The 26,005-nt window shown below is 43.9% G+C and carries 24 protein-coding genes and 1 riboswitch; of the genes, 17 read left to right on the forward strand and 7 right to left on the reverse strand.

Going from position 1 to position 26,005, the window contains the following annotated elements; translation table 11 throughout:
• Positions 1 to 23 precede the first annotated feature (23 nt).
• From D8792_RS08770 to mgtA, 5 genes are all read left to right on the forward strand, one after another.
• Positions 24 to 1,652 (forward strand): putative polysaccharide biosynthesis protein, encoded by a 1,629-nt coding sequence (locus tag D8792_RS08770; RefSeq protein ID WP_125373701.1) that lies wholly within the window; start codon positions 24 to 26, stop codon positions 1,650 to 1,652.
• A 149-nt stretch (positions 1,653 to 1,801) separates the two neighbouring features.
• Complete coding sequence (locus D8792_RS08775; RefSeq protein WP_125373702.1) at positions 1,802 to 2,896, forward strand: cystathionine gamma-synthase; 1,095 nt, start codon at positions 1,802 to 1,804, stop codon at positions 2,894 to 2,896.
• Position 2,897: 1 nt separating this feature from the next.
• Positions 2,898 to 4,064, forward strand: coding sequence for a MalY/PatB family protein (locus D8792_RS08780; RefSeq protein ID WP_125373703.1), 1,167 nt, complete (start codon positions 2,898 to 2,900; stop codon positions 4,062 to 4,064).
• A gap of 52 nt (positions 4,065 to 4,116) precedes the next feature.
• Positions 4,117 to 4,272, forward strand: a riboswitch (M-box (ykoK) riboswitch).
• A 149-nt stretch (positions 4,273 to 4,421) separates the two neighbouring features.
• Positions 4,422 to 5,033 carry a glutathione S-transferase family protein gene (locus D8792_RS08785; protein WP_125373704.1) on the forward strand — a complete coding sequence of 204 codons (612 nt, stop codon included), beginning with the start codon at positions 4,422 to 4,424 and terminating at the stop codon, positions 5,031 to 5,033.
• A 157-nt stretch (positions 5,034 to 5,190) separates the two neighbouring features.
• Entirely contained in the window at positions 5,191 to 7,851 is a 2,661-nt protein-coding gene (gene mgtA / locus D8792_RS08790; RefSeq protein WP_125373705.1) for a magnesium-translocating P-type ATPase, read from the forward strand.
• A gap of 69 nt (positions 7,852 to 7,920) precedes the next feature.
• Here the strand turns inward: mgtA and zwf are convergent, their stop codons facing one another.
• The 5 genes from zwf to D8792_RS08815 all read right to left on the reverse strand — a co-directional run bounded on the left by zwf (position 7,921) and on the right by D8792_RS08815 (position 12,929).
• Positions 7,921 to 9,384: a glucose-6-phosphate dehydrogenase gene (zwf, locus tag D8792_RS08795; RefSeq protein WP_045501030.1), complete on the reverse strand. Its 1,464-nt coding sequence runs from the start codon at positions 9,382 to 9,384 to the stop codon at positions 7,921 to 7,923.
• A gap of 121 nt (positions 9,385 to 9,505) precedes the next feature.
• The gene (locus tag D8792_RS08800; RefSeq protein WP_125373706.1) at positions 9,506 to 10,870 is read right to left on the reverse strand and encodes an MFS transporter; all 1,365 of its coding nucleotides are present in this window, start codon (positions 10,868 to 10,870) and stop codon (positions 9,506 to 9,508) included.
• A 207-nt stretch (positions 10,871 to 11,077) separates the two neighbouring features.
• Positions 11,078 to 11,893 carry a TIGR03943 family putative permease subunit gene (locus tag D8792_RS08805; protein WP_125373707.1) on the reverse strand — a complete coding sequence of 272 codons (816 nt, stop codon included), beginning with the start codon at positions 11,891 to 11,893 and terminating at the stop codon, positions 11,078 to 11,080.
• On the reverse strand, positions 11,890 to 12,795 hold the full coding sequence (locus D8792_RS08810; protein ID WP_125373708.1) for a permease: 906 nt from the start codon (positions 12,793 to 12,795) through the stop codon (positions 11,890 to 11,892). The genes D8792_RS08805 and D8792_RS08810 overlap by 4 nt, the downstream gene beginning before the upstream one ends.
• The gene (locus D8792_RS08815; RefSeq protein ID WP_125373709.1) at positions 12,792 to 12,929 is read right to left on the reverse strand and encodes an SPJ_0845 family protein; all 138 of its coding nucleotides are present in this window, start codon (positions 12,927 to 12,929) and stop codon (positions 12,792 to 12,794) included. The genes D8792_RS08810 and D8792_RS08815 overlap by 4 nt, the downstream gene beginning before the upstream one ends.
• 170 nt (positions 12,930 to 13,099) lie before the next feature.
• Between D8792_RS08815 and D8792_RS08820 the strand changes: the two genes are divergently transcribed.
• The 9 genes from D8792_RS08820 to D8792_RS08860 all read left to right on the forward strand — a co-directional run bounded on the left by D8792_RS08820 (position 13,100) and on the right by D8792_RS08860 (position 20,317).
• Complete coding sequence (locus tag D8792_RS08820; protein WP_125373710.1) at positions 13,100 to 15,232, forward strand: Tex family protein; 2,133 nt, start codon at positions 13,100 to 13,102, stop codon at positions 15,230 to 15,232.
• Entirely contained in the window at positions 15,219 to 15,668 is a 450-nt protein-coding gene (locus D8792_RS08825) for a SprT family protein (RefSeq protein WP_125373711.1), read from the forward strand. The genes D8792_RS08820 and D8792_RS08825 overlap by 14 nt, the downstream gene beginning before the upstream one ends.
• Positions 15,669 to 15,769: 101 nt before the next feature.
• Complete coding sequence (locus D8792_RS08830; protein WP_048792094.1) at positions 15,770 to 16,042, forward strand: PspC domain-containing protein; 273 nt, start codon at positions 15,770 to 15,772, stop codon at positions 16,040 to 16,042.
• A 141-nt stretch (positions 16,043 to 16,183) separates the two neighbouring features.
• Positions 16,184 to 16,675, forward strand: a complete 492-nt coding sequence (locus D8792_RS08835) for an NUDIX hydrolase (protein WP_125373712.1) — start codon at positions 16,184 to 16,186, stop codon at positions 16,673 to 16,675.
• Positions 16,676 to 16,818: 143 nt separating this feature from the next.
• A complete protein-coding gene (gene hprK, locus D8792_RS08840; protein ID WP_048792079.1) occupies positions 16,819 to 17,754 on the forward strand; it encodes an HPr(Ser) kinase/phosphatase in 936 nt (311 codons plus the stop codon).
• Positions 17,747 to 18,526: a prolipoprotein diacylglyceryl transferase gene (lgt, locus tag D8792_RS08845; RefSeq protein WP_061910101.1), complete on the forward strand. Its 780-nt coding sequence runs from the start codon at positions 17,747 to 17,749 to the stop codon at positions 18,524 to 18,526. Before hprK ends, lgt begins: the two co-directional genes overlap by 8 nt.
• 12 nt (positions 18,527 to 18,538) lie before the next feature.
• The gene (locus D8792_RS08850) at positions 18,539 to 18,934 is read left to right on the forward strand and encodes a DUF948 domain-containing protein (RefSeq protein ID WP_185758434.1); all 396 of its coding nucleotides are present in this window, start codon (positions 18,539 to 18,541) and stop codon (positions 18,932 to 18,934) included.
• Positions 18,935 to 18,949: 15 nt separating this feature from the next.
• Positions 18,950 to 19,393 carry a YtxH domain-containing protein gene (locus D8792_RS08855; RefSeq protein WP_061423198.1) on the forward strand — a complete coding sequence of 148 codons (444 nt, stop codon included), beginning with the start codon at positions 18,950 to 18,952 and terminating at the stop codon, positions 19,391 to 19,393.
• An 81-nt stretch (positions 19,394 to 19,474) separates the two neighbouring features.
• Positions 19,475 to 20,317, forward strand: a complete 843-nt coding sequence (locus D8792_RS08860) for a C39 family peptidase (protein ID WP_125373714.1) — start codon at positions 19,475 to 19,477, stop codon at positions 20,315 to 20,317.
• 49 nt (positions 20,318 to 20,366) lie between these two features.
• Here D8792_RS08860 and D8792_RS08865 read toward each other — a convergent pair whose 3' ends face one another.
• Positions 20,367 to 20,657, reverse strand: a complete 291-nt coding sequence (locus tag D8792_RS08865; RefSeq protein ID WP_125373715.1) for a DUF3270 family protein — start codon at positions 20,655 to 20,657, stop codon at positions 20,367 to 20,369.
• 129 nt (positions 20,658 to 20,786) lie between these two features.
• Here D8792_RS08865 and D8792_RS08870 point away from each other — a divergent pair, with 129 nt between their 5' ends.
• Positions 20,787 to 21,716 (forward strand): peptidase U32 family protein, encoded by a 930-nt coding sequence (locus tag D8792_RS08870; protein ID WP_125373716.1) that lies wholly within the window; start codon positions 20,787 to 20,789, stop codon positions 21,714 to 21,716.
• Between the two features lie 130 nt (positions 21,717 to 21,846).
• Here the strand turns inward: D8792_RS08870 and D8792_RS08875 are convergent, their stop codons facing one another.
• The gene (locus tag D8792_RS08875) at positions 21,847 to 22,410 is read right to left on the reverse strand and encodes a TetR/AcrR family transcriptional regulator (protein WP_125373717.1); all 564 of its coding nucleotides are present in this window, start codon (positions 22,408 to 22,410) and stop codon (positions 21,847 to 21,849) included.
• A gap of 138 nt (positions 22,411 to 22,548) precedes the next feature.
• On the opposite strand from D8792_RS08875, the gene D8792_RS08880 reads away from it, so the two are divergent.
• Positions 22,549 to 23,250 (forward strand): ABC transporter ATP-binding protein, encoded by a 702-nt coding sequence (locus D8792_RS08880; RefSeq protein ID WP_062122618.1) that lies wholly within the window; start codon positions 22,549 to 22,551, stop codon positions 23,248 to 23,250.
• Position 23,251: 1 nt separating this feature from the next.
• Entirely contained in the window at positions 23,252 to 25,975 is a 2,724-nt protein-coding gene (locus tag D8792_RS08885) for an FtsX-like permease family protein (RefSeq protein WP_125373718.1), read from the forward strand.
• Positions 25,976 to 26,005: the final 30 nt, after the last annotated feature.

Here is a 26,005-nt window from a genome sequence, read left to right on the forward strand (position 1 = left end):
AGAACAAATGGAAGAGGTTTTCTATGAGCCAAGAAACAACAAGCCAGCAGCAGAAAATGCTAAGAGGGACTGCCTGGCTGACTGCTAGTAATTTTATCAGCCGCCTTCTTGGGGCTGTTTATATCATCCCTTGGTANATCTGGATGGGCCAGCACGGGGCAGAGGCCAATGGTCTCTTTACTATGGGCTATAATATATATGCTTGGTTCCTTTTGGTTTCCACAGCAGGAGTACCGGTAGCTGTTGCCAAGCAAGTTGCTAAGTATAATACGATTGACAAGGAGGAACACAGCTTTGCTCTCATTCGAGAGTTCCTCAAGTTCATGCTGGTATTGGGACTGATCTTTGCAGTCATCATGTACTTGATGGCACCGGTTTTTGCCTCAATGTCTGGTGGCGGGGCTGACTTGATTCCAGTCATGCAGAGTTTGTCTTGGGCCGTGCTCATTTTTCCGTCTATGAGTGTCATTCGGGGCTTCTTCCAAGGGTTTAACAATCTGAAACCATATGCGATCAGCCAGATTTCGGAGCAGGTGATTCGGGTTATCTGGATGCTACTGACGGCTTATTTCATTATGAAAATCGGTTCAGGTGACTATGTTGAAGCTGTGACCCAGTCTACCTTTGCCGCCTTTGTCGGGATGCTGGCAAGTATGCTTGTTTTGCTTTTCTATCTAGCAAAAACGGGTATGCTACGCTCTATCCTGAGAAAGCCTAAAAAGTCCGCGGGAATTAGTGGCCGTTCTCTCCTCTGGGATACCATACGAGAAGCCATTCCTTTCATTATCACAGGATCTGCCATTCAGCTTTTTCAGATTATTGACCAAAACACCTTTATCAACATTATGACCCAGATTAGCAATTATACGAAATCAGAGCTCCTAGTGCAATTCGCCTACTTCTCAGCTAATCCGAATAAAATCACCATGATTTTAATTGCGGTGGCAACTTCTATCGGTGGTGTCGGGATTCCTCTCTTGACCGAGAATTATGTCAAGGGTGACTTTCGCTCGGCTGCTCGCCTAGTGCAAGATAATCTTAGTATGTTGCTCTTCTTTATCTTTCCGTCAACAGTGGGAGCGGTTATGGTGGCTAGTCCGCTCTATACCGTTTTCTATGGTAAGCCAGATAGTCTAGCACTGGGGCTCTTCATCTGCGCTATGCTGCAGACGATCATTCTCAGCACCTATACAGTTCTGGCTCCGATGATTCAAGCTCTGTTCCAAAACAAGAAAGCCATTCTCTACTTCTTTTATGGGGTTCTTGTCAAGCTCAGTCTGCAGGTGCCGATGATCAATCTCTTCCATGCTTATGGTCCCTTGATTTCAACGACCGTCGGTCTTTTACTGCCAATCTTCTTCATGTTTAGAGAAATCCGAAAGGTTGTTGGTTTGAATCCTAAGAATCTCTTGAAGCGTCTGCTGTTGAGTATGATTCTCACAATTGCCATGGTGATCTTGGTTCTGCTTGTCGAGTATCTACTAAGCTTTATCTTCCAGCCAACTAATCGGATGTACAGCTTTATCTATGTCGCTGCCGTTGGAGGAGTCGGAATGCTCGTCTATATCGTACTGTCTCTCAAAGTTCGGCTCATAGACCGTTTTATCGGACAAAAGGCAGATAGTTTACGCCAACGATTAAGAATGAAATAAGAAACGAAGAGTCGTTCAGCGACTCTTTTTTTGGATTGTTACTCTATAGTTTCAGACTATAGCTAGCTCTTGAAAAGAAAAAAGCTCAAGATTTTCTTAAGATGTTACAATAGAAAGGTAGAATATTTTAAAAAAAGAGGAACGGTTAAATGGAGAGAGAACGGAAATTAAATACCTTGTTGGCCCAAGCGGGAGTAAAAACAGACACAACAACGGGTGCCTTAACAACCCCCTTGCATTTTTCAACGACTTACCAGCATCCAGAGTTTGGCCAGTCCACAGGTTATGACTATACTCGAACCAAGAACCCTACACGGGCTAGCTTGGAAGAGACTCTAGCTGCTATCGAAAGTGCAGATTATGCCCTAGCGACTAGCTCTGGTATGTCGGCTATTGTGCTGGCCTTTAGCGCCTTTCCAGTCGGCAGTAAGGTTTTGGCTGTTCGAGATCTCTATGGTGGCTCTTTCCGCTGGTTTGCTCAGGTCGAAGCGGAAGGACGCTTTAGCTTTACCTATGCTAATACGGAAGAAGAACTCCTGAACAAGCTAACAGAGGATATAGATATTGTCTATATCGAGACACCGACCAATCCTCTTATGGTAGAGTTTGACATTGCCCGCATTTCCCAAGCGGCTCATGAGCGAGGAGCAGCTGTCATTGTGGACAATACCTTCTACAGTCCGATTTACCAAAGACCGCTGGAAGATGGAGCTGACCTTGTCCTGCACTCTGCGACCAAGTATCTGGGTGGGCACAATGATGTCTTAGCTGGAGTTATCATGACCAATGATGCTGCCATCTATGACAAGCTTTTCTATAATCTCAATACAACTGGAGCAGTCCTATCTCCATTTGATAGTTACATGCTTTTGCGCGGGCTCAAGACCTTGGCTCTCCGCATGGAGCGCTCTACTCAGAATGCGCAAGAAGTAGTTGCATTTCTGAAGTCATCTCCTGCGGTAAAAGAGGTTCTCTATCCAGGTAAGGGCGGTATGATTTCCTTTAAAGTTGTGGATGAAGGCAAGATCCCTCATCTCTTAAATAGCCTGAAAGTCTTTACCTTTGCGGAAAGTTTGGGTGGAGTAGAGAGTTTGATTACCTATCCAACAACCCAGACTCATGCAGACATTCCTGCTGAAGTGCGTCATTCCTATGGCTTGACTGATGATTTGCTGCGCCTGTCAATTGGGATCGAAGATAGTCGAGATTTGGTAGACGATTTACGAGCAGCCTTGGAGGACTAATATGGGAAGTTATAACTTTGAAACAGCACCCAATCGGATTGGTCAGCATACTTATAAATGGAAAGAGGCGGAGAAAGACAGTCAAGTCCTGCCAGCCTGGATTGCGGATATGGATTTTGAAGTCTTGCCTGAAATCAAGCAAACTGTGCATGATTACGCTGATCAGTTAGTCTATGGCTATACCTATGCTAGTGAGGAGTTGATCAATACCGTTCTAGCTTGGGAGCGGGATGAGCATGGCTACACATTTGACCAAGAAGCCTTGGTCTTTATCGAGGGAGTTGTTCCTGCTATTTCGACGGCTATCCAAGCCTTTACCGATGAAGGTGATGCCGTTCTGATCAATACTCCTGTTTACCCGCCTTTTACCCGCAGTGTCAAGCTCAATAATCGTCGGTTGATTACTAATTCCTTGATAGAACAGGACGATCTCTTTCAGATTGACTTTGAGCAGCTGGAGCAGGACATCGTAGACAATGAAGTCAAGATTTACGTGTTGTGCAATCCGCACAATCCTGGCGGTCGAGTTTGGGAACGGGAAGTGTTAGAGAAGATTGGTCGTCTCTGCCAAAAGTACGGCGTTCTCGTGGTCTCAGATGAAATTCACCAAGATTTGACGCTGTTTGGACATAAACACCAGTCTTTCAATACTGTTTCACCTGACTTCAAGGACTTTAGCTTGATTTTAGCCAGTGCAACTAAGACTTTTAATATTGCTGGGACCAAGAATTCCTATGCGGTGATTGAGAATCCTAGCTTGCGACAAAAGTTTCAAAAGCGCCAACTGGCCAATAACCAGCATGAAATTTCGGGGCTTGGATTCTTAGCGACGGAAGCTGCCTATCGTCATGGCAAAGCTTGGTTGACAGAGCTCAAGGCTGTCTTAGAGGAAAATATTGATTTTGTAGTCGATTATTTTGCTAAGGAAGCACCACGTCTGCGGGTCATGAAACCTCAAGGAACTTATCTGGTTTGGCTGGACTTTTCAGATTATGGGCTGACAGATGACCAGCTCTTCCACTTGCTTCGAGAAGAGGCTAAGGTTGTCCTGAATCGGGGAAGTGATTTTGGCCAAGAAGGCAAAGGACATGCTCGTCTCAATACAGCTGCGCCGAAGACTATGATCAAAGAGATTTGTCGACGGATTGCGGAAGTTTTACCAAAATAAAATAAAAATAGCTCTCTTTATTGACAATCTTTCTAAAGAGGAGTATAGTAATAGTGTCAATCGGTAGGTGAGGCTACCATAAGGATACGGATGACTACCGCAAAGCAGTGGAGACACTACTCGTTGGTTAACAGTCCTGATCGCAAAGGTCAAGACTAAGCTCATTTCATCGCCTTATGGAGTTAAAGCTTGAACGGTGAATGCTTGTTTTATCTATGTTTAAAACAATGAAGCGAACAACCTGACATGCAAACAACCCTGCCCAGAATTGGCAGGGTCTTCTTTTTTGCTAAAAATATTTCAAGAGAGTAAATAGTTGATTGCCTGCCTCTTAAGAAAAAAGAAGGAGGAATAGTGATGAAATTTTGGTATTCTAGTACCAGTCCTTTTGCGCGTAAAGTCTATGCTACAATTTTACACCATCATTTAGAGGAGCAAGTGGATATTCAGAAGGTTCAGATGGCTTTCGACAAAAATTCACCGCACAATCAAGATAATCCTTTGGGTAGAATTCCTGCTTTTCAAGCTTCCAATGGAGAATGGTTGTATGGTAGTGATTTAATTTCCCAATATTTAGACGAGCTAGGTCAGGAAACTCCGCTTTTTCCTAATGGAATAGAGAAGTGGCACATTTTAAACATACTGTCCGTTGCTGAAGGGATTTTGGAAAACACAATGCCGGTTGTTGCGGAAAAAATTTTCCATGAAAAAGAGCATTGGTGGAAAGACAGACATCAGCAAATTGAAGAGAGAAATGTCCGGAGTTTGGCTTTATTAGAGAAACTGGCTACTGAGCAGGGACTTTCTTTAAATATTGCAACAATCCAAGTAGTTGCTCTTGTAGATTGGTGGAATTTACGTGAAGAAGTCATTGGATTTTCTTTGAAAGAAAATTTTCCCGACTTGCAAGAATGGGCCCAGAAGATGAATGCTACTTTTGATGTCTTGCAGGCATCTTGGGATTATTAACTGCTTTTATAAACTAAGAAAGGAGAAGTACGATGCAAATTGACGATCATCCGGAACCGCACATACACAGCCAATCGCTGATTTGTGTCGTTCTGTCCTCATAAAGTGATTGGTCCCTGTGTATGAAAATTATCAATCATACATAAAGGAGAAACCAATGAAAACAGTAAAAGAAAGATTAGTTGCTGCTCTGCAGCTTCCTGTACAAGAAACTCTGGCATTTTACAAGACTTCCTTTCGGGGCCTGACAGAAGAGCAGGTCGAAGAAAATCGTGATCTCTATGGTGAAAATATTATCACAAAGGGTCAGGAAGACTCTATTTTCAAGAAAATTTACGAGTCTATCATTAACCCCTTTACGGTCATCTTATTGGTGATTGCTCTGGTGTCCTTAGTGACCAATGTCTGGCTGGCCAAGCCTGGTGAGGAAGATCCGACGACTTCCATCATTATTGTCGTTCTAGTGCTGATTTCTGGAGGCATTCGTTTTATTCAGGAATTGCGGAGCGACCGCGCTGCTAGCAATCTGTCTCGGCTGATTGTCAATACGGCTACGGTTATCCGTGAAGGAGCAGAGCAGGAACTTCCGATTGATGAGCTTGTTGTAGGAGACATCATCAAGCTTAGTGCTGGAGACATGATTCCTGCAGATGTGCTGTTGCTGGATTCGCGTGATTTCTTTGTTCAGCAGTCCGGCCTGACAGGGGAAAGTGATGCAGTAGAAAAGATCTGTTTGACCAAGGCGGATGGGCAAAATCTCGATAGCCTTTTAGAGACAGAATCATTGGCCTTCATGGGAACTAACGTTATTTCCGGAAGAGCTACGGCTCTGGTGCTGGTGGTTGGTGATGAGACCATGATGGGAGCCATTGAGCAGACGCTTAACACCTACGATGAACCGACCTCTTTTGAGCGCGAGATGAATAGTATTTCCTGGCTCTTGATTCGTCTGATGTTGGTCATGGTGCCAGTCGTATTCTTTATCAACGGTCTGACAGACGGCGACTGGCTGGAAGCAGGTGTCTTTGCCCTCAGTGTTGGGGTCGGTCTGACCCCAGAAATGCTGCCCATGATTATCACGGCGAGCTTGGCTAAAGGTTCTATTATTATGGCTCAGGAAAAGGTCGTGATTAAAAAGCTGAATGCTATCCAAGATCTAGGAGCTATTGATATCCTTTGTACGGATAAGACGGGGACACTGACCCAAGACGAGATTGTGTTAGAATACCCGCTGGATATTCATGGTGATTTGGACTTGGCAGTGCTCCGTCGGGCCTTTCTCAATTCCTATTATCAAACAGGCCTTAAAAATCTCATGGATCGTGCCATTATCAACCGAACGGAGAAAGAAGCAGAAAAGCATGAGATTGTTCGTAATCTAGACCAAACCTTTAAGAAAATTGATGAACTTCCCTTTGACTTTGAACGTCGTCGCATGAGCGTCATCGTCAAGGATGATGAGGATGTTATCAGCATGGTGACCAAGGGGGCCTTGGAGGAAATGCTGGCCATCTCTAGCTATGTAGAGTATAAAAATCGTATTACAGAACTGACTGAGGAGATCCGTCAGGAAATCCTTGCGGAAGTGGCTCAACTTAATGAGCAAGGGCTGCGCGTGCTTGGTGTTAGCTACAAGTCAGACTTAGAAGAAGATTATGAGTATGAAGTGAAGGATGAGTCCGATATGATTTTGACGGGCTATCTAGCCTTTCTAGATCCACCTAAGTCATCTGCGGCTCCAGCTATTGAAACCTTGGCTGAATACGGTGTTGCCACTAAGATTTTGACGGGCGATAATGATAAGGTAACCCAAGCAGTCTGTGAAAAGGTTGGGTTAGATGTAGACAATATCTTGCTAGGTGTAGAGGTAGATGCTTTATCTAATGAGGAATTGAGTCAGGCGGTGGAGAACACGACAGTCTTTGCCAAGCTCTCACCTGACCAAAAAGCTCGGATCATCCTCCAGCTCAAAGCCAATGGCCACAAGGTTGGCTACATGGGTGATGGTATCAATGATGCCCCTTCAATGAAAGTAGCAGATGTTGGAATTTCAGTTGATACAGCTGTCGATATTGCCAAGGAAACGGCGGATGTCATTTTGCTGGACAAGGATCTTATGGTTCTGGAGAAAGGTCTAGTAGAAGGACGCAAGGTTTATGCCAACATGACCAAGTATATCAAGATGACGGTCAGTTCCAACTTTGGGAATATCTTTTCTCTTCTCTTCGCCAGCATCTTTTTACCTTTTCTGCCTATGGCACCAGTTCATCTGATTGTTCTCAATCTAGTTTATGACCTGTCTTGTATCGCTCTGCCCTTTGATAATGTGGATAGTGAATTTCTCAAGAGACCTCATATCTGGTCAGCTAGCTCTATTACCCGTTTTATGGCTTGGATCGGGCCTATCTCATCCGTTTTTGATGTTTTGACCTATCTGGTGCTTTACTTTATCATCGTGCCTATGATCACAGGAGGCAGCTATCAAGCTGGTACTGAACAGGCAGTGAACTTTATCACTCTTTTCCAAACAGGCTGGTTTATTGAGTCTATGTGGACCCAGACCATGGTCATCTACATGCTACGCTCACCTAAGCTGCCTTTTGTGCAAAGTCGTCCTGCCCTTTCCGTCATTGTGACGACCATGGCGGCTGCGCTCTTTGTTACTTCCTTGCCATACAGCCTCTTTGCGTCAGTTCTGAAGACAGCTCCGCTGAATGGCATCTATTTCCTTTGTCTTTTCTTGATTATTGTGCTTTATATGGTTAGCGTAACCCTTGTGAAAGGTCTTTATATCAAGCGTTACAAGGAATGGCTGTAATAGAAGGACTAGCAGATGTTTAAGAATTATAAAAAAGATTGGAGAATTTTCCAATCTTTTTTGCATGTATTATTCTTTATCAGGTTGCCATTGCCAGCTTGCTCCAAATTGGGCGAGTAGCTCAAAGGAGGCTTCTGGTCCCATAGATCCGACAGGATATTCATGGAGTGGCACTTGATTTTGGCTCCAGAGTTCTTCGATGCGATCGATGAGCTCCCAGCTGGCTTTTACTTCGTCCCAATGACTGAAATTAGTTGAGTCGTTATTAAGGACATCAAAAATTAGTTTTTCATAAGGGTCTGGAGAGGCTCCTGAAGCTGTGGCATCTGTCCGATAATCTAATGAGATGGGAGCTAGATTAAAGAGTTCTCCAACTTCCTTGCCATTAAGGCTGAGTGAAATCCCCTCGGTTGGCTGGATATAGATGGTTAGGACATTTGGTTTGAGAGGCTCACCAAAGATAGAGTCCATTTGCTTGAAGACGATATTGACATGGGTGCCTTTTTTGGTAAGGCGCTTCCCTGTTCGGAAGAAGAAAGGAACATCACGGAAGCGGTCGCTATCAATGAAGAAAGCCCCAGAAGCAAAGGTTTCAGTAGTAGACTCAGGATTGACATTTGGTTCGCTACGGTAGGAAATATATTTTCGACCGTTGATTTTGCCAGACTTGTACTGGCCGCGAATGAAGAAGCGTTTCAAATCTTCTTCGCTCGGCTGAACAAGGCGTTCAAAGACCTTGACCTTTTCTGCTCGGATATGGTCTTTGGTAAAGCTTTTTGGTTTGTCCATGGCCAGTAGTGAGAGGAGTTGTAGGGTGTGGTTTTGTACCATATCACGAAGGGCACCGGATTGATCATAGTAGCCACCGCGTTCTTCAACTCCCAACTTTTCAGCAAAGGTAATCTGTACATTATCAATGTATTGGCGGTTCCAGACATTTTCAAAAAGCAGATTAGCAAAGCGGATGGCAAAAATCTTTTGAATCATTTCCTTGCCTAGATAGTGGTCGATGCGGAAAATCTGTTCTTCGTCAAAGGTTGCCAATAGATCTTCGTTAAGCTTGCTGGCAGTTGCCAAATCTGTTCCGAAGGGTTTTTCGACAATCAGGCGTTCAAATCCTTTTCCATCAACGATTTGCTCAGACTTGAGATGCTTAGCAATGGTTCCGAAAAATTGTGGCGCCATAGAAAGGAAGAAGAGTTTGTTATTTTCTGCCTGGTATTGCTCGTTGAGCTTGTTTTGCAGCTTGCGCAATTCGATATAATGCTCGGTGTCTTGCACGTCATGGCTTTGATAATAAAAGTGGCTGGCGAACTCTTGAGCCTGCTCGGCACTGTCGGCTAGGTCAGAGATTGACTCGACAACGACAGATTCGAAATATTCCTTGCTCCAAGGTCTGCGGGCAGTTCCGATTACGGCAAAATGTTGCGAAAGATTGCCAGATTTATAAAGTCGAAAGAGAGAAGGATAAAGCTTTCTTTGAGCCAAGTCTCCGCTGGCACCGAAAATTGTAATAATAACTTTTGAAGACATGATATCTATTACCTATCTAAATGTGATTGTCTCTATTTTATCACAATTTTCAGAAAAATTGTATTTGAAAAATCTGGATTTGACCAAAGAAAATATCCCGAGGGAAAGTCGGGATAGAAAATTAGGCTTCTTTCTTCTGATGAATCGCTCGAAACAGAAAATAGTAGAAAATAAAGTTGCCTATTGCAAGAAGAAGAAGTAGGCTAAAGACATTGTGGGCGCCGCTTGTCGTATCGGGTGCTTGGTTAAGCAGGACAGCTGCAATTGCCGTTCCCAAGGCACCGGCAAAGGTTTGTGCTAGTTGAAAGAGGGCAGTCACATCCGCCGTTTTATCTCTGCTGACTTGAGAAGCTGATAAAGCCATGGTATTGTTGAAGGCCATGTTGCGTCCTAGAGTAAAGAGGATATAAAATCCTAAGATTAAAGGCAGATTGAGCCAGTTTGTAAAAAAGCTATAGACAATCATGACCAGAAAGACTAGGCTATTGCCGCCCAGCAGAGACAGTTTTGGGCCTTTGCTATCGTACAATTTTCCCAGAAAAGGCGACATGAAAGCTCCAATCATAGTTCCGGGAAGGAGGGAAAATCCAGCTTGAGCGGTGGAGACATTCTTGACTAGCACGAGAAAGTTGGGAATGAGAAAATTACTGGATAGGTTGGAGAATTGGAAAATTAAAAAGGGCAGAATTCCAAAGAAAATTGTTGGTTCTTTCAAGATACGGATGTCCAGAAACGGATCTTGAACTGTCAGACTCCGCCAGATAAAAAAGGCAAAGGAAAGGAAGAAAATGGCTAGATAAAGCCAATTGACACTATCACCACCTTCTAAACTGGAGATGGTCATCAGAGAAAAGGAAAGAGCTGTGGCGAGCGAGAGAAAGCCTAGCACATCAAAAGGACGCTTGCTTTTTCCTGCTGAATTTTCCAAGTTAACATAAGCCAGCAAAAAAGAGAGGATGGGAACTGGCATGATAAAGCTGTAGATCATGTGCCAGTCGAAGGAGCCAATCATGAATCCTCCGTAGGTCGGACCGATGGCTGGTGCCAGACTGATAACTAGGCCACTCAACCCCATATAAAATCCGATTTTCTGCCGAGGAATCCGCTCCACGATGAGATTAAACATAAGTGGAATGGCAATCCCAGTCGCTCCCCCCTGAAGGATCCGTCCCAGCATAAGGGAAGTAAAGTCTGGGGCAATCATAGCAATCAGATTACCAAGGGTAAAGATGGAAAGTGAGGTAAAGAGGATGCGACGCTCCGTCCAATTGTGGGCTAGAGTTGCGCCTAAAGTTATGGTGATGGCGACGGCTAGCAGATAGCCAGTCGTAATCCATTGTAGCACTCCTAGGCTCAGACCAAATACTTTGCTGAGGTGGGGAAAGGTCACATTCATACTGGTCTCTGAAAGAATTCCAGCAAAGGTGACTAAGGCCACAGCCAGAATAGAAAGCAAATCTCGTTTCTCTACTTTTTCTTGATTCATAAAAACAACTCCTTTTCAAATGAGATAGTATTATTGTAGCACGATTTTCCAAGAGAGGAGAGAAAAAAGTTAAATAGCAACTTTAATCAAGGATCTTGTACTTTATAAAAGTTGGTCATAACAACTTAGTAAAAGGGAAGGAATGAATTGCAAGGCTTGCATATAAAAGAAACACCCATGAAAATGGCTTTTCACAGGTGTTTGACTTTAAAAGACCCGATAGACGTAAGGGTTGTCCGGCTTTTCTACCTTATCAAAGCTTTCAACTTCTAGAGTTGGAAGGCTTTGTCCTAGGGTTTTATGGTAGTGCATGGCAAGTTTCCCCTTGGCATGAATCCAGGTATTATTCTCGAAATGCTGGGTATTTCCAGTCGTCAAGAGGCCATAGACACCCGAGTCAGCGATACAATGGATAATACCGAAGCGAAAGAGAAATTGACTCTTTTGGTCGCTGGGGTCGTTGTAGACAAAGCCAGTGAACTCCAGCGTTTTGCCTACAAACTCGTCGGGATAATCATAGATGACCTCCATGACTTCCATGTAGTTCTCAGTTGTGACCTGAATGGTATCTTGCTTGACATATTTCTTGGCGGCAGCACGCATTTCTTTTTCGTAAGCCCCTTTGGTAAAGTAGGTGCTGGTGTCCGGCTTTAGGTATTGGCTGGTTGTGCCTTCGTCCTGCTGGACAGCTGCAGAAGTTCCCTCAGCCAGTGGGAAATGAAATCCTTTGGCCGAAACGGTGGTCGAATCCAAGGTGACAGTTGGAAAGAAAATTCCCACAAAGAGCGGAATGACAAGGAGCAGCACGCTGCCTAACTTTGTCCAGCGAGTGCTTAAATGACTGTGGACCTCCATCTTTTTCATCCAGATGATCAGCTGCACGACTGCCAAGATAAAGGACAAAATCATAGATAGATAAGCCAGATAGGAATAGTGGAGATTGATGTATTGGTTGAGCTTGCCCGTCAGCTGTAGATACATAGTAATCTCAAAGTAGCCGACTAAGATTAGAAATCGAATCATAGCACTACCCCCACAAGCCAAGAGTAAAGAAAGACGACGACGGTAACCAGGCTGATAAATTGCCAGATAAAGTGTGTCTTAAAGTAGTTTTTCATCATCAGCAGATTCTTGACATCTAGCATAGGACCAATGACCAAGAAAGCTAAGACTGGCGATACGCCGAAGCTAGCAATCAAGGAGCTCCCAATGAAAGCATCAGCTTCGCTGCAAAGTGAGAGCAGGAAGGACAGCAGCATGAGCAGGAGAATAGCGACAGCTGGTGTCGAGCTGATAGAGGTCAGGATTCTGGTTGGCACATAGACTTGGACCAAGCTGGCGAAGAGACAGCCAAAGACCAGATAGCGGCCAGTGTCGAAAAATTCATCAATAGCCTGCACAAAGACCTGAAAAAACTTTTGTCCCTTGCTGAGATGTGAAAAGTCATGCTCATGAACAGCCTTGCGATTTTCTTTCTGAATATTGCTATCCGCAAAGAAGCCCAGAAAAATCCCTAAAAGAATAGCCACGACCATAGAACCTAAAGCACGAAGCAGAGCCATTCGGAAGGAATTTCCAAAAGCTGAGTAGGTCGCAAAGAGCACGATGGGGTTGATGACTGGAGCCGTTACCAGAAAAGGCACAGCCGTGTAACTGGGAACTTTCTTTTCCAAGAAGCGGTTTATAATGGGAACGATTCCGCACTCACAGGAAGGAAAGACTATGCCAATCAAGCTTCCAAAGAATATCCGAGCCCATTTGTTCTTGGGCAGGAAACGATAAACCTTGTCTGGCGTGACATACACCTCGATAAAGCCAGAAATGATACTTCCGATCAAGACAAAAGGCAGGGCCTCAATGATAATGGAGAGAAAAATAGCTCCAGCCTGTAAAACGCTGGAAGGAAGATTTGAAAAGAAGCTCATGCTTTTTTAGCCTTGTCTTCAGCTTCTTTTTTCTTTTTGTCATCTGGAAATTCGACTTTTTCAAGCTTGGGCAGAGTGGCAAACTCCTCGAACATCTTGTCTAAATCGTCTGTTTTGGTAAATTTCACAGCCATAAAGGCACCTCATTTCTAAAATAATAATTCTATTATACTACCAAAAGAAAAAAAATGATATTTTCAGCCATGATTGATCAGAGAGAGCAGACTCACCCTAGCAAAAAAAGATGGATTAAACTAGTCTTTATAGATTTTCCAGCTTCATATTATGATATAATAGAAGCGTTATGGAAAATATAAATATTGAAAAAATTGCTCAGAAATTGGGCCTTAAAGAAAGCCAAGTATCACAGGTCTTAGAACTGACCGCTGAAGGCAATACCATTCCTTTTATTGCTCGTTACCGTAAGGAAATGACAGGAAATCTGGATGAGGTCGAGATTAAGGCGATCATTGATTTGGATAAGAGTATGACCGCTTTGGTAGAGCGTAAAGCAACGGTCTTGGCCAAGATTGAGGAGCAGGGCAAACTAACGGATGCACTGCGCTCTGAGATTGAAGCTGCTGAAAAGCTGGCTGATGTGGAAGAGCTTTATCTGCCTTACAAGGAGAAGCGCCGTACCAAGGCTACTATTGCGCGTGAAGCTGGCCTCTTTCCTTTGGCTCGCCTAATCCTACAAGATGCGGCTAATCTGCAGGAAGAAGCTGAGAAACTGACTAGTGAAGCCTTTCCAACATCAGAAGCTGCTCTAGCTGGAGCAGTGGATATTCTGACTGAGGCAATTTCCGAAGATACCAAGCTGCGGGCTTGGACCTACCATGAGATTCAGACAAATTCTTCTATCGTATCTAGTCTCAAAGATGGTGATTTGGATGAAAAGCAGGTCTTCCAGATTTATTATGATTTTTCCGAAAAAGTAGCGACTATGCAAGGCTACCGTACCCTGGCTCTTAACCGTGGTGAGAAGCTAGGTATTCTCAAGGTTGGTTTTGAGCACAATATGGAGAAAATTCTGCGCTTCTTTGAAGTGCGTTTCAAGGTGAAAAATGCCTATATCATCGAAGCTATCCAGCAAGCGGTTAAAAAGAAAATCATTCCAGCCATGGAGCGCCGTATTCGGACCGAGCTGACCGAGGCCGCTGAGGATGGAGCGATTCAGCTCTTCTCAGAAAATCTCCGAAATCTTCTCCTGATTGCCCCTCTCAAAGGTCGCGTAGTACTGGGCTTTGACCCAGCTTTTCGGACAGGAGCTAAGCTGGCTGTTGTGGATCCAACAGGCAAGATGCTGACGACTCATGTTATCTATCCCGTGCCACCAGCAAAGCCAGCTCAGATTGAAGCATCTAAGAAAGAGTTGTCAGAGCTGATTGAGCAGTTTGGCGTGGAAATCATCGCCATCGGAAACGGAACGGCCAGTCGAGAAAGCGAAGCTTTTGTAGCAGAAGTTTTGAAATCTCATCCGAATGTCAGCTATGTCATCGTCAATGAGAGCGGAGCATCTGTCTACTCTGCTAGTGAACTGGCTCGTCACGAGTTTCCAGATTTGACCGTTGAAAAGCGCTCAGCTATTTCCATTGCCCGCCGTCTGCAAGATCCTTTAGCTGAGCTGGTTAAGATTGATCCTAAGTCTATCGGAGTTGGCCAGTACCAGCATGATGTCGGCCAGAAAAAACTGTCTGAAAGTCTGGACTTTGTCGTGGATACCGTGGTTAACCAAGTCGGAGTCAATATCAACACTGCCAGTCCTGCCCTGCTGGCCCATGTAGCTGGTCTTAATAAAACTATCTCAGAAAATATTGTCAAGTATCGGGAAACGGAAGGCTTGATTCGGTCTCGCGAGGCCATCAAGAAAGTGCCGCGGCTAGGCGCAAAGGCTTTTGAACAGGCAGCCGGCTTCCTGCGTATTCCCGAAAGTGATAACCTGCTAGACAATACAGGCGTTCACCCAGAGTCTTATAAGGCAGTGGAAGAGCTCTTTAAGCGTCTGGAAATCAGCAGTTTGGATGAAGCAGCCCAAGCCAAATTAAAAGCAGTGCAGACTGCTAGTTTGGCTGCAGAGCTAGGCTTGGGAGAAGAAACCCTCAAAGATATTATTGCTGATTTGCTCAAGCCTGGCAGAGATTTGCGTGATTCCTTTGACGCGCCAGTTCTGCGGCAGGATGTCTTGGATATCAAGGACCTACGTATCGGTCAAAAACTGGAGGGCGTTGTCCGCAATGTTGTCGATTTCGGAGCCTTTGTGGATATCGGTATCCACGAAGACGGTCTTATCCATATCTCCAAGCTGAGCTCAGACTATATTAAGCATCCTAGTCAAGTCCTATCTGTTGGTGACTTGGTCACTGTCTGGGTGGATAAATTGGATGTGGAACGGGAGAAGGTTAACCTCTCTCTGATAGCGCCAAATGAATCTAACTAACTACGTCAAGCAGGTGTCGCTAGAAGATTTTGGCTGGGAATTTCGCCACCAAGCTTTTTGGAATAAGCGTCTCCGTACTACAGGAGGACGCTTCTTTCCTAAAGATGGCCATCTGGATTTCAATCCCAAAATCTATGAAACTTTTGGGCTGGAGACCTTTCGAAAAATTGTCCGCCATGAGTTGGTCCACTATCATCTTTATTATCAGGGCAAGGGTTACCGCCATGGAGATAGGGATTTTAAAGAATTGCTCAAGCAGGTAGATGGTTTGCGCTATGCTCCATCCTTGTCCAACTCGCAAGCCTTTCTCATCTATAAATGCCTGAGTTGCGGAGCACTTATCCATCGTAGACGCAGAGTCAATCTTCAAAAATACCGTTGCGGTCGCTGTAGAGGTCAACTGTCCTTCCTCAAAGAGGAAACAAACAGAGAGTGAGCGGATTAAATCGGATAGATGCAGAATCAGCCTTGGGGCTGATTTTTTTGTTATCCCGCTATGATAAAATGAAGGAAAGAATGAGAGTTGAGGTCATCATCATGAAAACTAAGTTTTATAAACTAAGAAGAAACCGAGTAATTTCTGGGGTTTTGTCGGGATTGGCTGATAAATTTAACTTTGATCTTGGTTTGTTACGCTTTTTATTCATCATCTTTACAGTTTTCAATTTTGGCTTAGGCATTTTGATTTATATTTTGCTGGCCATCGTGATGCCTTACAAGGAAGATGTGGAAGCGGAAATGTATGGAACCGGCCCTCGCAAAATGAAAGATGCCGAGCCAATCAATGACAATGACGGCTGGTTTTGGTAATTATGAAAGAGCGAAATTCGGGTAGTGTTCCCGAATTTTTGCTAGATGTAGAGGAAACGAAAAGAGAGAATCTAGGGAAGCGTAGCTGACTGAATCTGGAAGCTATTGCCGAAAGATGAATGACTTATCCAAGGAGGAAATATGACAGAAGTTTGGAATGCTTATGACTTAAATCGAAATCAACTCCCTCATTTCTTAGTTCGAGGAGAAAAAATTCCTGAAGGCCAGTTTCATCTCTGTGTCAATGTCTTGGTTCGCCATCAGGATGGTGATATTCTCTTTATGCGGCGGTCAGCAAATAAAAGTCTCTATCCTGGCTATTATGAGTTCGGAGCGGGAGGTAGTGTATTGGCAGGAGAGGATAGTCAGACAGCCGCCCTGCGGGAACTAGAAGAAGAAACAGGTCTGGTTCCTGACAGTATCAGACTGTTGGAGCAGGTGTGCTCTGTTGAAGACCAGTGCCACTTTGACTTCTATGAAGCGGTGGTGTCTGGGGACAAGAGCCAAGTTCGCTATCAGGTAGGCGAAACCGATGCTCATCTCTGGCTGCCTCTAAGTGAAATACCAGCCTTTATCGAGAGCCATCCTTGCTTTCAAAATCAAAAAAGAGTTCTTAAAAAATGGATTGGCTAGTTATTTTGACTGGCCTTTTTGATGGCTGGCAGATATTTTTACAAGCATTTAGGGAAAAATCCTGCTTAATTTCCAATCTTAAAAACTCTTTTAGGGTAAAAATTTGCTATAATAGAGAAAGATAAATTTGAAGGGAGCAGGGAATGTCTGTAAAGGTCAAAGATTTGATTGAAAAAGTCCGTTTACGCATCGTTTACGGCAGTGATGACCTCTTAGAAAAGGAGATTTCGACATCGGATATTTCGCGGCCGGGCCTTGAAATGACCGGTTATTTTGACTACTATACGCCAGAACGGATTCAGCTGATTGGGATGAAGGAGTGGTCTTATCTGATGAAGATGACGTCCCATAACCGTCATCAAGTCCTTCTGAAAATGTTTCAACCAGAAACGCCAGTTGTCATTGTGGCGCGTGATCTGGAGATTCCTGAAGAAATGCGGCGAGCAGCTGAAGAAAAGCAAATCGCGATTCTTACCAGTCGCACATCAACCAGCCGTCTATCAGGGGAAATTTCTAGTTTCCTTGACTCACGCTTGGCGGTCAGAACCAGTGTCCATGGCGTATTGATGGATATCTACGGAATGGGCGTGCTGATTCAAGGAGACAGTGGTATTGGTAAAAGTGAAACTGGTCTTGAGTTAGTCAAGCGTGGCCATCGTTTGGTAGCGGATGACCGGGTTGATATCTTTGCCAAGGATGAAATGACTCTCTGGGGAGAGCCTGCTGAGATTCTTCGTCATCTCTTGGAAATTCGCGGTGTCGGCATTATCGACGTGATGAGCCTTTATGGAGCTAGTGCGGTCAAGGATTCTTCACAGGTACAGATTGCTGTCTATCTGGAAAATTATGATACCAATAAGACCTTTGACCGTCTGGGCAATAATGCAGAAGAACTGGAAGTTTCTGGTGTCAGAATTCCTCGTATTCGCATCCCAGTTAAGACAGGACGCAACATCTCTGTGGTGATTGAAGCCGCAGCCATGAACTATCGAGCTAAGGAAATGGGCTTTGATGCCACCAAGATTTTTGAAGAACGACTGACTAATCTGATTAGCCAGAATGAGGTGAAAGATGCTTGATCCAGTAGCTTTTTCAGTCGGTCCCTTTAGTATTCGTTGGTATGCAATCTGCATTGTCACTGGCTTGATTTTAGCCGTTTACTTGGCCATGAAGGAAGCGCCACGCAAGAAGATGATCCCAGATGATATTCTTGATTTCATTCTGATTGCCTTTCCCTTGGCCATCCTCGGAGCGCGACTCTACTATGTGATTTTTGAGTGGTCTTATTATGGCAAGCACTCTCTGATTGAGATTTTTCAGATTTGGAATGGTGGTTTAGCCATTTATGGCGGTTTGATCACTGGTGCCCTTGTCCTCTATTTCTTTTCTCAGAGAAGGCTAATCAATCCTGTTGATTTCTTGGATATTGCAGCACCTAGCGTCTTGATCGCTCAGAGCATCGGCCGTTGGGGCAATTTCTTTAACCAAGAAGCCTATGGAGCGGTGGTCAAAAATCTTAATTATCTGCCGTCCTTCATCCGCAACAATATGTACATAGATGGTGCTTATCGCCAGCCAACCTTCTTATACGAATCCCTTTGGAATTTACTTGGCTTTGCCCTATTGCTAATCTTACGACGCCGCCCTAAATTCTTCCGTCAGGGAGAATTGGCAGCCTTTTACCTGATTTGGTACGGCTTTGGCCGGATGATTATCGAGGGTATGCGGACCGATAGTCTCATGTTCTTGGGTGTGCGTGTATCTCAGTGGCTGTCTGCAGCTCTGATTTTACTAGGCATCGGCATTATGATTTACCAAAGAAAAAAACAAGCCCCCTATTATCAAGAATGAGAGGAGAATATTATGCTTGAAATTGCTTATACTTTAGTTGCTGTCGCTTTGATTGTCTTTCTAATCTACATGACCCTCACCGTCAAAACTCTCGGTGATAAGGCTGCAAAAATGCTGGATGAGACCGAAAATACGATCAAAGTGTTGACTTCTGATGTCAATGTCACCCTGCATCAAACCAATGATTTGATTGCCAAAGTCAATGTGTTGACAGATGATATCAACCACAAAGTAGCAACGATTGATCCGCTTTTCAATGCGGTGGCAGACCTATCGGAATCAGTCTCTGATTTAAACGATCAGGCGCGTGTTTTAGGAAAAAAAGCAGTCGCAGCAGGAAGCACGACAGCGAAAACAACAGCAGGTCTAACGGCCCTTCGTTTTGTTGGCAAATTATTTAAAAAATAAGAAAGTAGGTTTATTATGGGAAAAATTTCATCACTTTTATTAGGTGCTGTGTCTGGTGCAGCTGCAGCGTACTTTCTAACCAGTAAAAAAGGCAAAGAAATTACTGAAAAAGTTCAAGACTTTGTTGTCGACTATCGTGAAGATCCAGACAAGACTCACGAAGCAGTTGTCCAATCAGTAAAGGACTTTTCAGATCAGGCTGTCAAAGCCATCAACCAAACCAAGGAAAAGGTTGAAAATGGCGAAATTACAGCAGAAACAGTATTGGAGTCTGTTAAGGATACGACCAAGTCAGTAGTAGACTATTCGCAGGATAAATTCCAAGAAATCAAAGAAAAGTTTGAAAAAGAAGAGGAAATTCTTGAAGAAGAAATTTCTGATATCGTGGTGGAAGAAGGAGAAAAAGCCCCTTCAGAAGAAATCATCATTGATTTAGAAACAGAAGAACTTGAAAAATAAAAAAATTAGGCTAGCGTTTGCTAGCCTATCTTGATTTTTAAATAAGAAAGCGTCATCATATAAATAAAAGGGGATGTTGGTATGAAAAATTTAAAAATGCTTGCCTTGCTTGGTTTAGGCTGCTGCTTACTAGCCTGTTCTCGGCAGAAAGCTTCAGAGTCCCCTAAGTCTGGAAGATCTGACTCTTCTTCTAAGGCTCTGAGCACGAGTCAAGCCCGCTCGAAAACAGCTAGCAGTAGTCAATCTAGTGCAAATCAATCCAGCCCTAGTCAGAGTTCTGCTTCTGCGGAGTCAAAAAGCTCCAGTCAGACAACTGAAAAGGTCAGAGAAGAGGAGACACAGCCTTCTAGCAAAGAAGCGCCTTCTCCAATCAGAAAACGTCTGGAAGTTCCTATGCAGATCCAGCGAGCTTGGAATACTTGCGCACCGACCTCTGTCAGTATGATTTTAGCCTACAGAGGCGTCCAAGCTAGCCAGGAGGAATTGGCACGAGCGATGGGCACTGATGAGACCTTCGGTACCCATAATGTCAATGCAATCCGTGTCTTAAATCAATATTTATTTGGTTATGCGGAAGTGCCGGTAGGTCAAGCGGGCTACCATCTTGCGACAGTGACTAGTAGCGCTTCGAATTCTGAAGATATGCGGCTCTTTAAGGAGCGCCTGCGCAAGAATATTGATGATGGCTATCCGCTCTACTATACGATTGATAATGCCTCCATCTACCCAGGCCACAAGGGTGAACACAATGTTGTGGGGACGGGCTATGAATTATCAGCAGACGGCAGTGATGTCCTTGCAGTTTATTACATTGATCCATCCTATACCGTTCAGGATCCAGTCTATGGAGGGCTGAAAAAGGTGACTCCAGAAGAATTATTGGCAGCGATGTGTGCTTGTCAGGAACCAAATTACGCTTGGTAAAAAAACGAAAAAACGAGATCTTTTGATCTCGTTTGATTTAATTCGTGAATTAACGGCGTTTCTTTCTCCGAACAGTGCGATAGCCTTGAATAACCATGAGACTCAGGACTACAGCAAGTGTGAAAGATAGGAAGGTGCTTATCTTTGCAGATAAGAAGATAAAGCTAAAAAAGACTGTCAAAATACAGAATAAAGCGATATTTATAAAGAAAAATAGCTCACGTAATTGTGATGCTGATTCTGCTTGGGGCAGGTATTCTTGATAGGATATTTCCTTAGTTTGTTCTGTTGAATCATGCAGGGGCGCTGACTCAAACTGTTTAAAATCTCTTACTGCCATAATCTCTCTCCTAATAGTACCTTATCATTCTATCATGTTTCTACTATTAGGTATATTACAAGATAGTTACAAAACGAATAAAATCGAATTAAGAAATCATAAATCCTATTTTTTTGGTATAATAATGATATGAAAAAGATAATTATTACAGCAACAGCTGAAAGTATAGAACAAGTTCAAGCCTTATTGGAAGCAGGTGTGGATCGTATTTATGTCGGTGAGGAAAAATACGGCCTTCGTTTACCGCATAACTTCACTTATGACGAATTAAATCGTATCTCACAAATAGTTCATCAGGCAGGAAAAGAAATGACCGTTGCCGTTAATGCTTTGATGCATCAGGACATGATGGACCAGATCAAACCTTATTTGGATTTTCTTCAGGAAATTGAAGTGGACTATATCACCGTTGGGGATGCAGGTGTATTCTACGTCTTGCAGCGGGATGGCTATAAGCTAAAAACGATTTATGATGCTTCGACCATGGTTACCAGCAGCCGCCAAATTAATTTTTGGGGCAAGAATGCTGGGGTGTCAGAAGCTGTTTTGGCGCGGGAAATTCCATCGGCAGAACTCTTTAAAATGCCGGAAATCCTTGAAATTCCAGCAGAAGTTCTAGTTTATGGTGCGAGCGTTATCCACCACTCTAAACGTCCGCTTTTGCAAAATTATTATAACTTTACACACATTGATGATGCGAAATCAAGAGAGAGGGATCTCTTTCTTGCGGAACCGAGCGATCCTCAGAGCCATTATTCGATCTTTGAGGACAAGCATGGGACTCACATTTTTGCCAATAATGACTTAGACTTGATGACCAAGTTGACAGAATTGGTTGACCACGGCTTTACTCATTGGAAGTTGGAAGGTCTCTATACTCCTGGTCAGAATTTTGTTGAGATTGCTAAGCTCTTTGTTCAGGCTAGGGACTTGATTGAAAAAGGTGAATTTAGTCATGACCAAGCTTTCTTGTTAGATGAGCTGCTTCACAAATTGCATCCGAAGAATCGTTTCCTCGATACAGGATTTTATGATTACGATCCAGACATGGTGAAATAGGACAGGATTTTGCTGCCTTTATCTAAGTGGGCATCCTTAAAAAGCTATTTGCTCACCAGAAACGTTTTAAGAAAAGGCACAGATGAATCTGCGCCTTTTTGAGTTTTCATCTATAAAAATGGAGTGCTGGTCATGATTTCCAAGACTCATAATTGTAGGTAGCTAGGATCATTTGAGTAATTTCTTCGGACTCCTCCTGAGCTCCGCCGGCTATCCAAAGAGAAATAATCCCCTCAACACTGGATAGGAAGATTTCCAGGGCGTATTTCTGAGGGATATGAAAGTTCTCCTCTAAAAAACGCTGGGTAGCAGCTTTTTGCTTATCGCTCAGAATGATACTGGTTATGAACTCTCGAATAGCCCCGCGAAAGTCAATATAATGGCTCTTGGTTAGGGCATTGATCAGACGTTCATTAGCACGCAGTATATGAAATTTGGCTATCATGAACCGTTTGGAATATTCGCCTTCTTCTTCAAAAAGACTATAACTATAAAGTTGGGAAATGATGTCGTTTTTTAAACTTTCAACCATCTGATATTTATCTTGGTAGTGGAGGTAGAAGGTGCCGCGATTAATCCCTGCCCGTTTGCAGAGCTTACTGATGGAGATATTATCAAACCTTTCCTCTGATAGTAGCTGAATCAAGGCTTCTTTGATGTCTTCCTTTGTGCTAGTTTTTCGTTTCTGGACCATTTTTCTTCCTTTTTTAAATCAACACTTTGTTGATTTTTGGTTATTGCTTTTTGTCTAAGCTCATTATATAATATCTGTGATTTGGAATCAACAGTTTGTTGATTTAAGGAAACGAGCTTTGAAAAGGAGAGAAACGATATGGCTTATATTGAAATGAAACATAGCTTTAAACGTTATCAGGTAGGTGACACAGAAATTGTCGCTAACAATGATATTTCTTTTGACATTGAAAAGGGGGAACTGGTCATTATCCTAGGTGCTTCTGGTGCCGGCAAGTCTACGGTACTTAATATCCTTGGTGGTATGGATACCAATGATGAAGGAGACATCCTGATAGACGGACAGAATATTGCTGACTACAATTCCCACCAGTTGACGGACTATCGCCGCAATGACGTGGGCTTTGTTTTTCAGTTTTACAATCTGGTACCCAACCTGACGGCCAAGGAAAATGTGGAGTTGGCTTCTGAGATTGTCAAGGATGCTCAAGATCCAGTGGCAGCTCTGACCGCAGTTGGTCTGGAAGAGCGCCTCAATAATTTTCCAGCGCAGTTGTCAGGTGGGGAGCAGCAGCGGGTGTCCATCGCTCGGGCTGTGGCTAAGAATCCCAAGATTTTGCTCTGCGATGAGCCGACAGGAGCTCTAGACTACAATACCGGCAAGCAAGTTCTGCAAATTTTACAGGACATGTCCCGCAATCAAGGTGCGACAGTTATTATTGTGACCCACAATGCTGCCTTGGCTCCCATTGCTGACCGGGTTATCCGTATGCACGACGCGAGGGTCAAGAGTGTTACAATCAATGAAGAGCCTCAGGATATAAGTACATTGGAGTATTGATATGAAGAGAAAGATTTATTGGAAAGATATTCTGCGCTCCTTCACTAGCTCTAAAGGACGTTTCCTATCTATTTTAATCCTCATGATGCTGGGCTCTTTAGCTCTCGTAGGGCTCAAGGTCGCTCCACTCAATATGCGCAGAACAGCAACGGATTACTTGAAAGAACAGCGAACCATGGACTTGGCTGTTATGGCGGACTATGGTTTGGATAAGGCGGATCAGAAAGAGCTGGAATCTATTAAGGGAGCTGATGTCGAGTTTGGCTATCTGACAGATGTCACCGTAGACGAGGAGGCCCTACGAGTATTCTCGGATACTAAGGATATTTCAAACTTTCAAGTGACCTCTGGTCGTCTTCCTCAGAATGAGCAAGAAATTGCCCTAGCTAGCTTTTGGTCTAGAAAATATAAACTTGGTCAGGAGATTGATCTGACCGAGAAAGCAGGCAGCCGGTCAGTTCTGAAAAACAAGACCTATAAGATTGTGGGCTTTGTCAACTCGGCAGAGCTCTGGTCTGATAGAAATCTGGGCAATGCGACTAGTGGCAGCGGGGCCTTATCTGCCTATGCTGTAGTCAGTCCCAAGGCCTTTAAAACAGATGTGTACAGTATTGCCCGCCTGCGCTATCATGATTTAGAAAAATTAGCCCCCTTCTCTGCAAGTTATCAGGAGCGTTTGGAGGAGCACCAGACTACTTTGGACAAGAGCCTTGAAGATAATGGAGCGACCCGGTTTAAGCGATTAGAGACGGATGCCAAAAGCACCATTCAGAAGGGTGAAGACAAGATTGCTCAGGCTGAGAGTGAGCTGACCCAAGGTAAAAAACAGTTAGAGCAAGCTCAGAGTCAGCTGAACCAGCAAAAAAGTCAGCTAGAAACAGCCCAAGCCGCTTCTATCCTCCCTCCTGCTAAGCTCAGCCAGAGCCAGCAGCAGATTCAGGAAGCTGAGATCCAGCTCAATCAGAAAAAAGCAGAGCTAGCACAGGCAGAGAAAGACTTATCAGCTAGCAAGGGCAAGCTAGCTGACGCTAAGGCAAACCTTAGTCGTTTGAAAGAGCCGGCCTATCATAGCTATGACCGCAAGTCTCTGCCAGGTGGGAATGGCTATCATATGTATAAAAACTCCATGAATAGTATTGCGTCGATTGGTAATATCTTCCCGGTGGTGCTCTATCTGGTGGCAGCTATGGTGACCTTTACCACCATGACTCGCTTTGTCGACGAGGAGCGAACAAATGCAGGTGTCTTTAAGGCTCTAGGCTATCATAGCCGAGATATCATTCGCAAGTTTGCTCTTTATGGTTTTGTGGCAGGGAGTCTAGGTACCCTCATAGGGATTCTGCTGGGGCATTATTTCTTGTCAGGTGTGATTTCTTCTATTATTACCAGAGGGATGGTGCTTTCTGCCCCTCATGCATATTTTTATGTTTCCTATAGTTTACTGGCCCTTGGACTCTCCTTTCTATCGAGTGTTCTCCCAGCCTATTTGGTGGCAAGACGAGAGCTGACAGAGGAAGCAGCTCACTTGCTTTTGCCTAAGCCACCTGTCAAAGGCTCCAAGATCTTTTTTGAAAGACTGTCCTTTATCTGGCGGCACCTTAGCTTTACTCAGAAGGTCACAGCTCGCAATATCTTTCGTTATAAACAGCGGATGTTTATGACCATCTTTGGTGTGGCGGGGTCTGTTGCCCTACTCTTTTCCGGTCTAGGACTCCAATCTTCTATTGGTGGTATTCCAAAACGTCAGTTTGAGGAGATTCTGCGATACGACTTGATTGTTGCTGTCAATCCTGGGGAGAATCAAGCCGAACAAGATAAGCTGAAAAAGATGTTGGCTGATGGCTCGATTGCTGATTATCAGGAGATCTATAGTGAAACCTTGACAGAGAAATACAAAGGAAAAAAAGAGACAGAGTCAGTCACTTTAATGGCTACGGACAAGGAAAATTTTGAACCGTTCATCTCCCTAGAAAGTCCCGACAACCAGCAAAAGCTGACTCTCAAGGACGGTGCAGTGGTTTCGGATAAATTGGCCCGTATAGCTGGAGTTAGCCCCGGTGGTAGTATAGAGCTGGGTGGCAAGCCTGTCAAGCTCGCAGCAGTCAATGAGAATCATTTTGGCCATTTTGCCTTTATGAAGGCGACTGACTACCAGAAAATTTACGGGAAAAAGCCCGATAAAAATACTTATCTAGTGCGGCTCAAGGACTCTTCTAGTAAAAATATTGTGGACAAGGCCAATGAATTTATGAGCCTCAAGTCTGTCAAGAGTGTCTCCCAAAATGCTAGCATGGTGAAGCAGTTCAATGTTTTAGCTAGTTCTCTTAATAATACGATGATGATTTTAGTGCTGATTTCTATTCTTTTAGCAGTTGTCATTCTCTACAATTTGACCAATATCAATGTAGCTGAGCGGATTCGCGAGCTGTCCACTATCAAAGTTCTGGGCTTCCATAATAAGGAAGTGACCCTCTATATCTATCGAGAGACCATTATTCTGTCAGTAATTGGGATGGCAGTTGGGCTTCTAGGCGGTTTCTTCCTGCATCGTTTTTTGATTGAGAAGGTTGCGCCTAGCATTATCAGCTTAACCCCTCAAGTAAGTCCCTCAGTCTATCTGTTTCCTCTAACAGCGGTGACTCTTATCCTGACCTTGCTTGGCTTCTTTGTCAATTATCGCCTCAGACGGGTGGATATGCTGGAAGCACTCAAATCTGTTGATTGATAAAAAACATTTTAAAGCTTTCACTCACTT

The sequence above is a fragment of the Streptococcus cristatus genome (assembly GCF_003943505.1).
In the GTDB taxonomy this organism is placed as follows: Bacteria; Bacillota; Bacilli; order Lactobacillales; family Streptococcaceae; genus Streptococcus; species Streptococcus cristatus_E.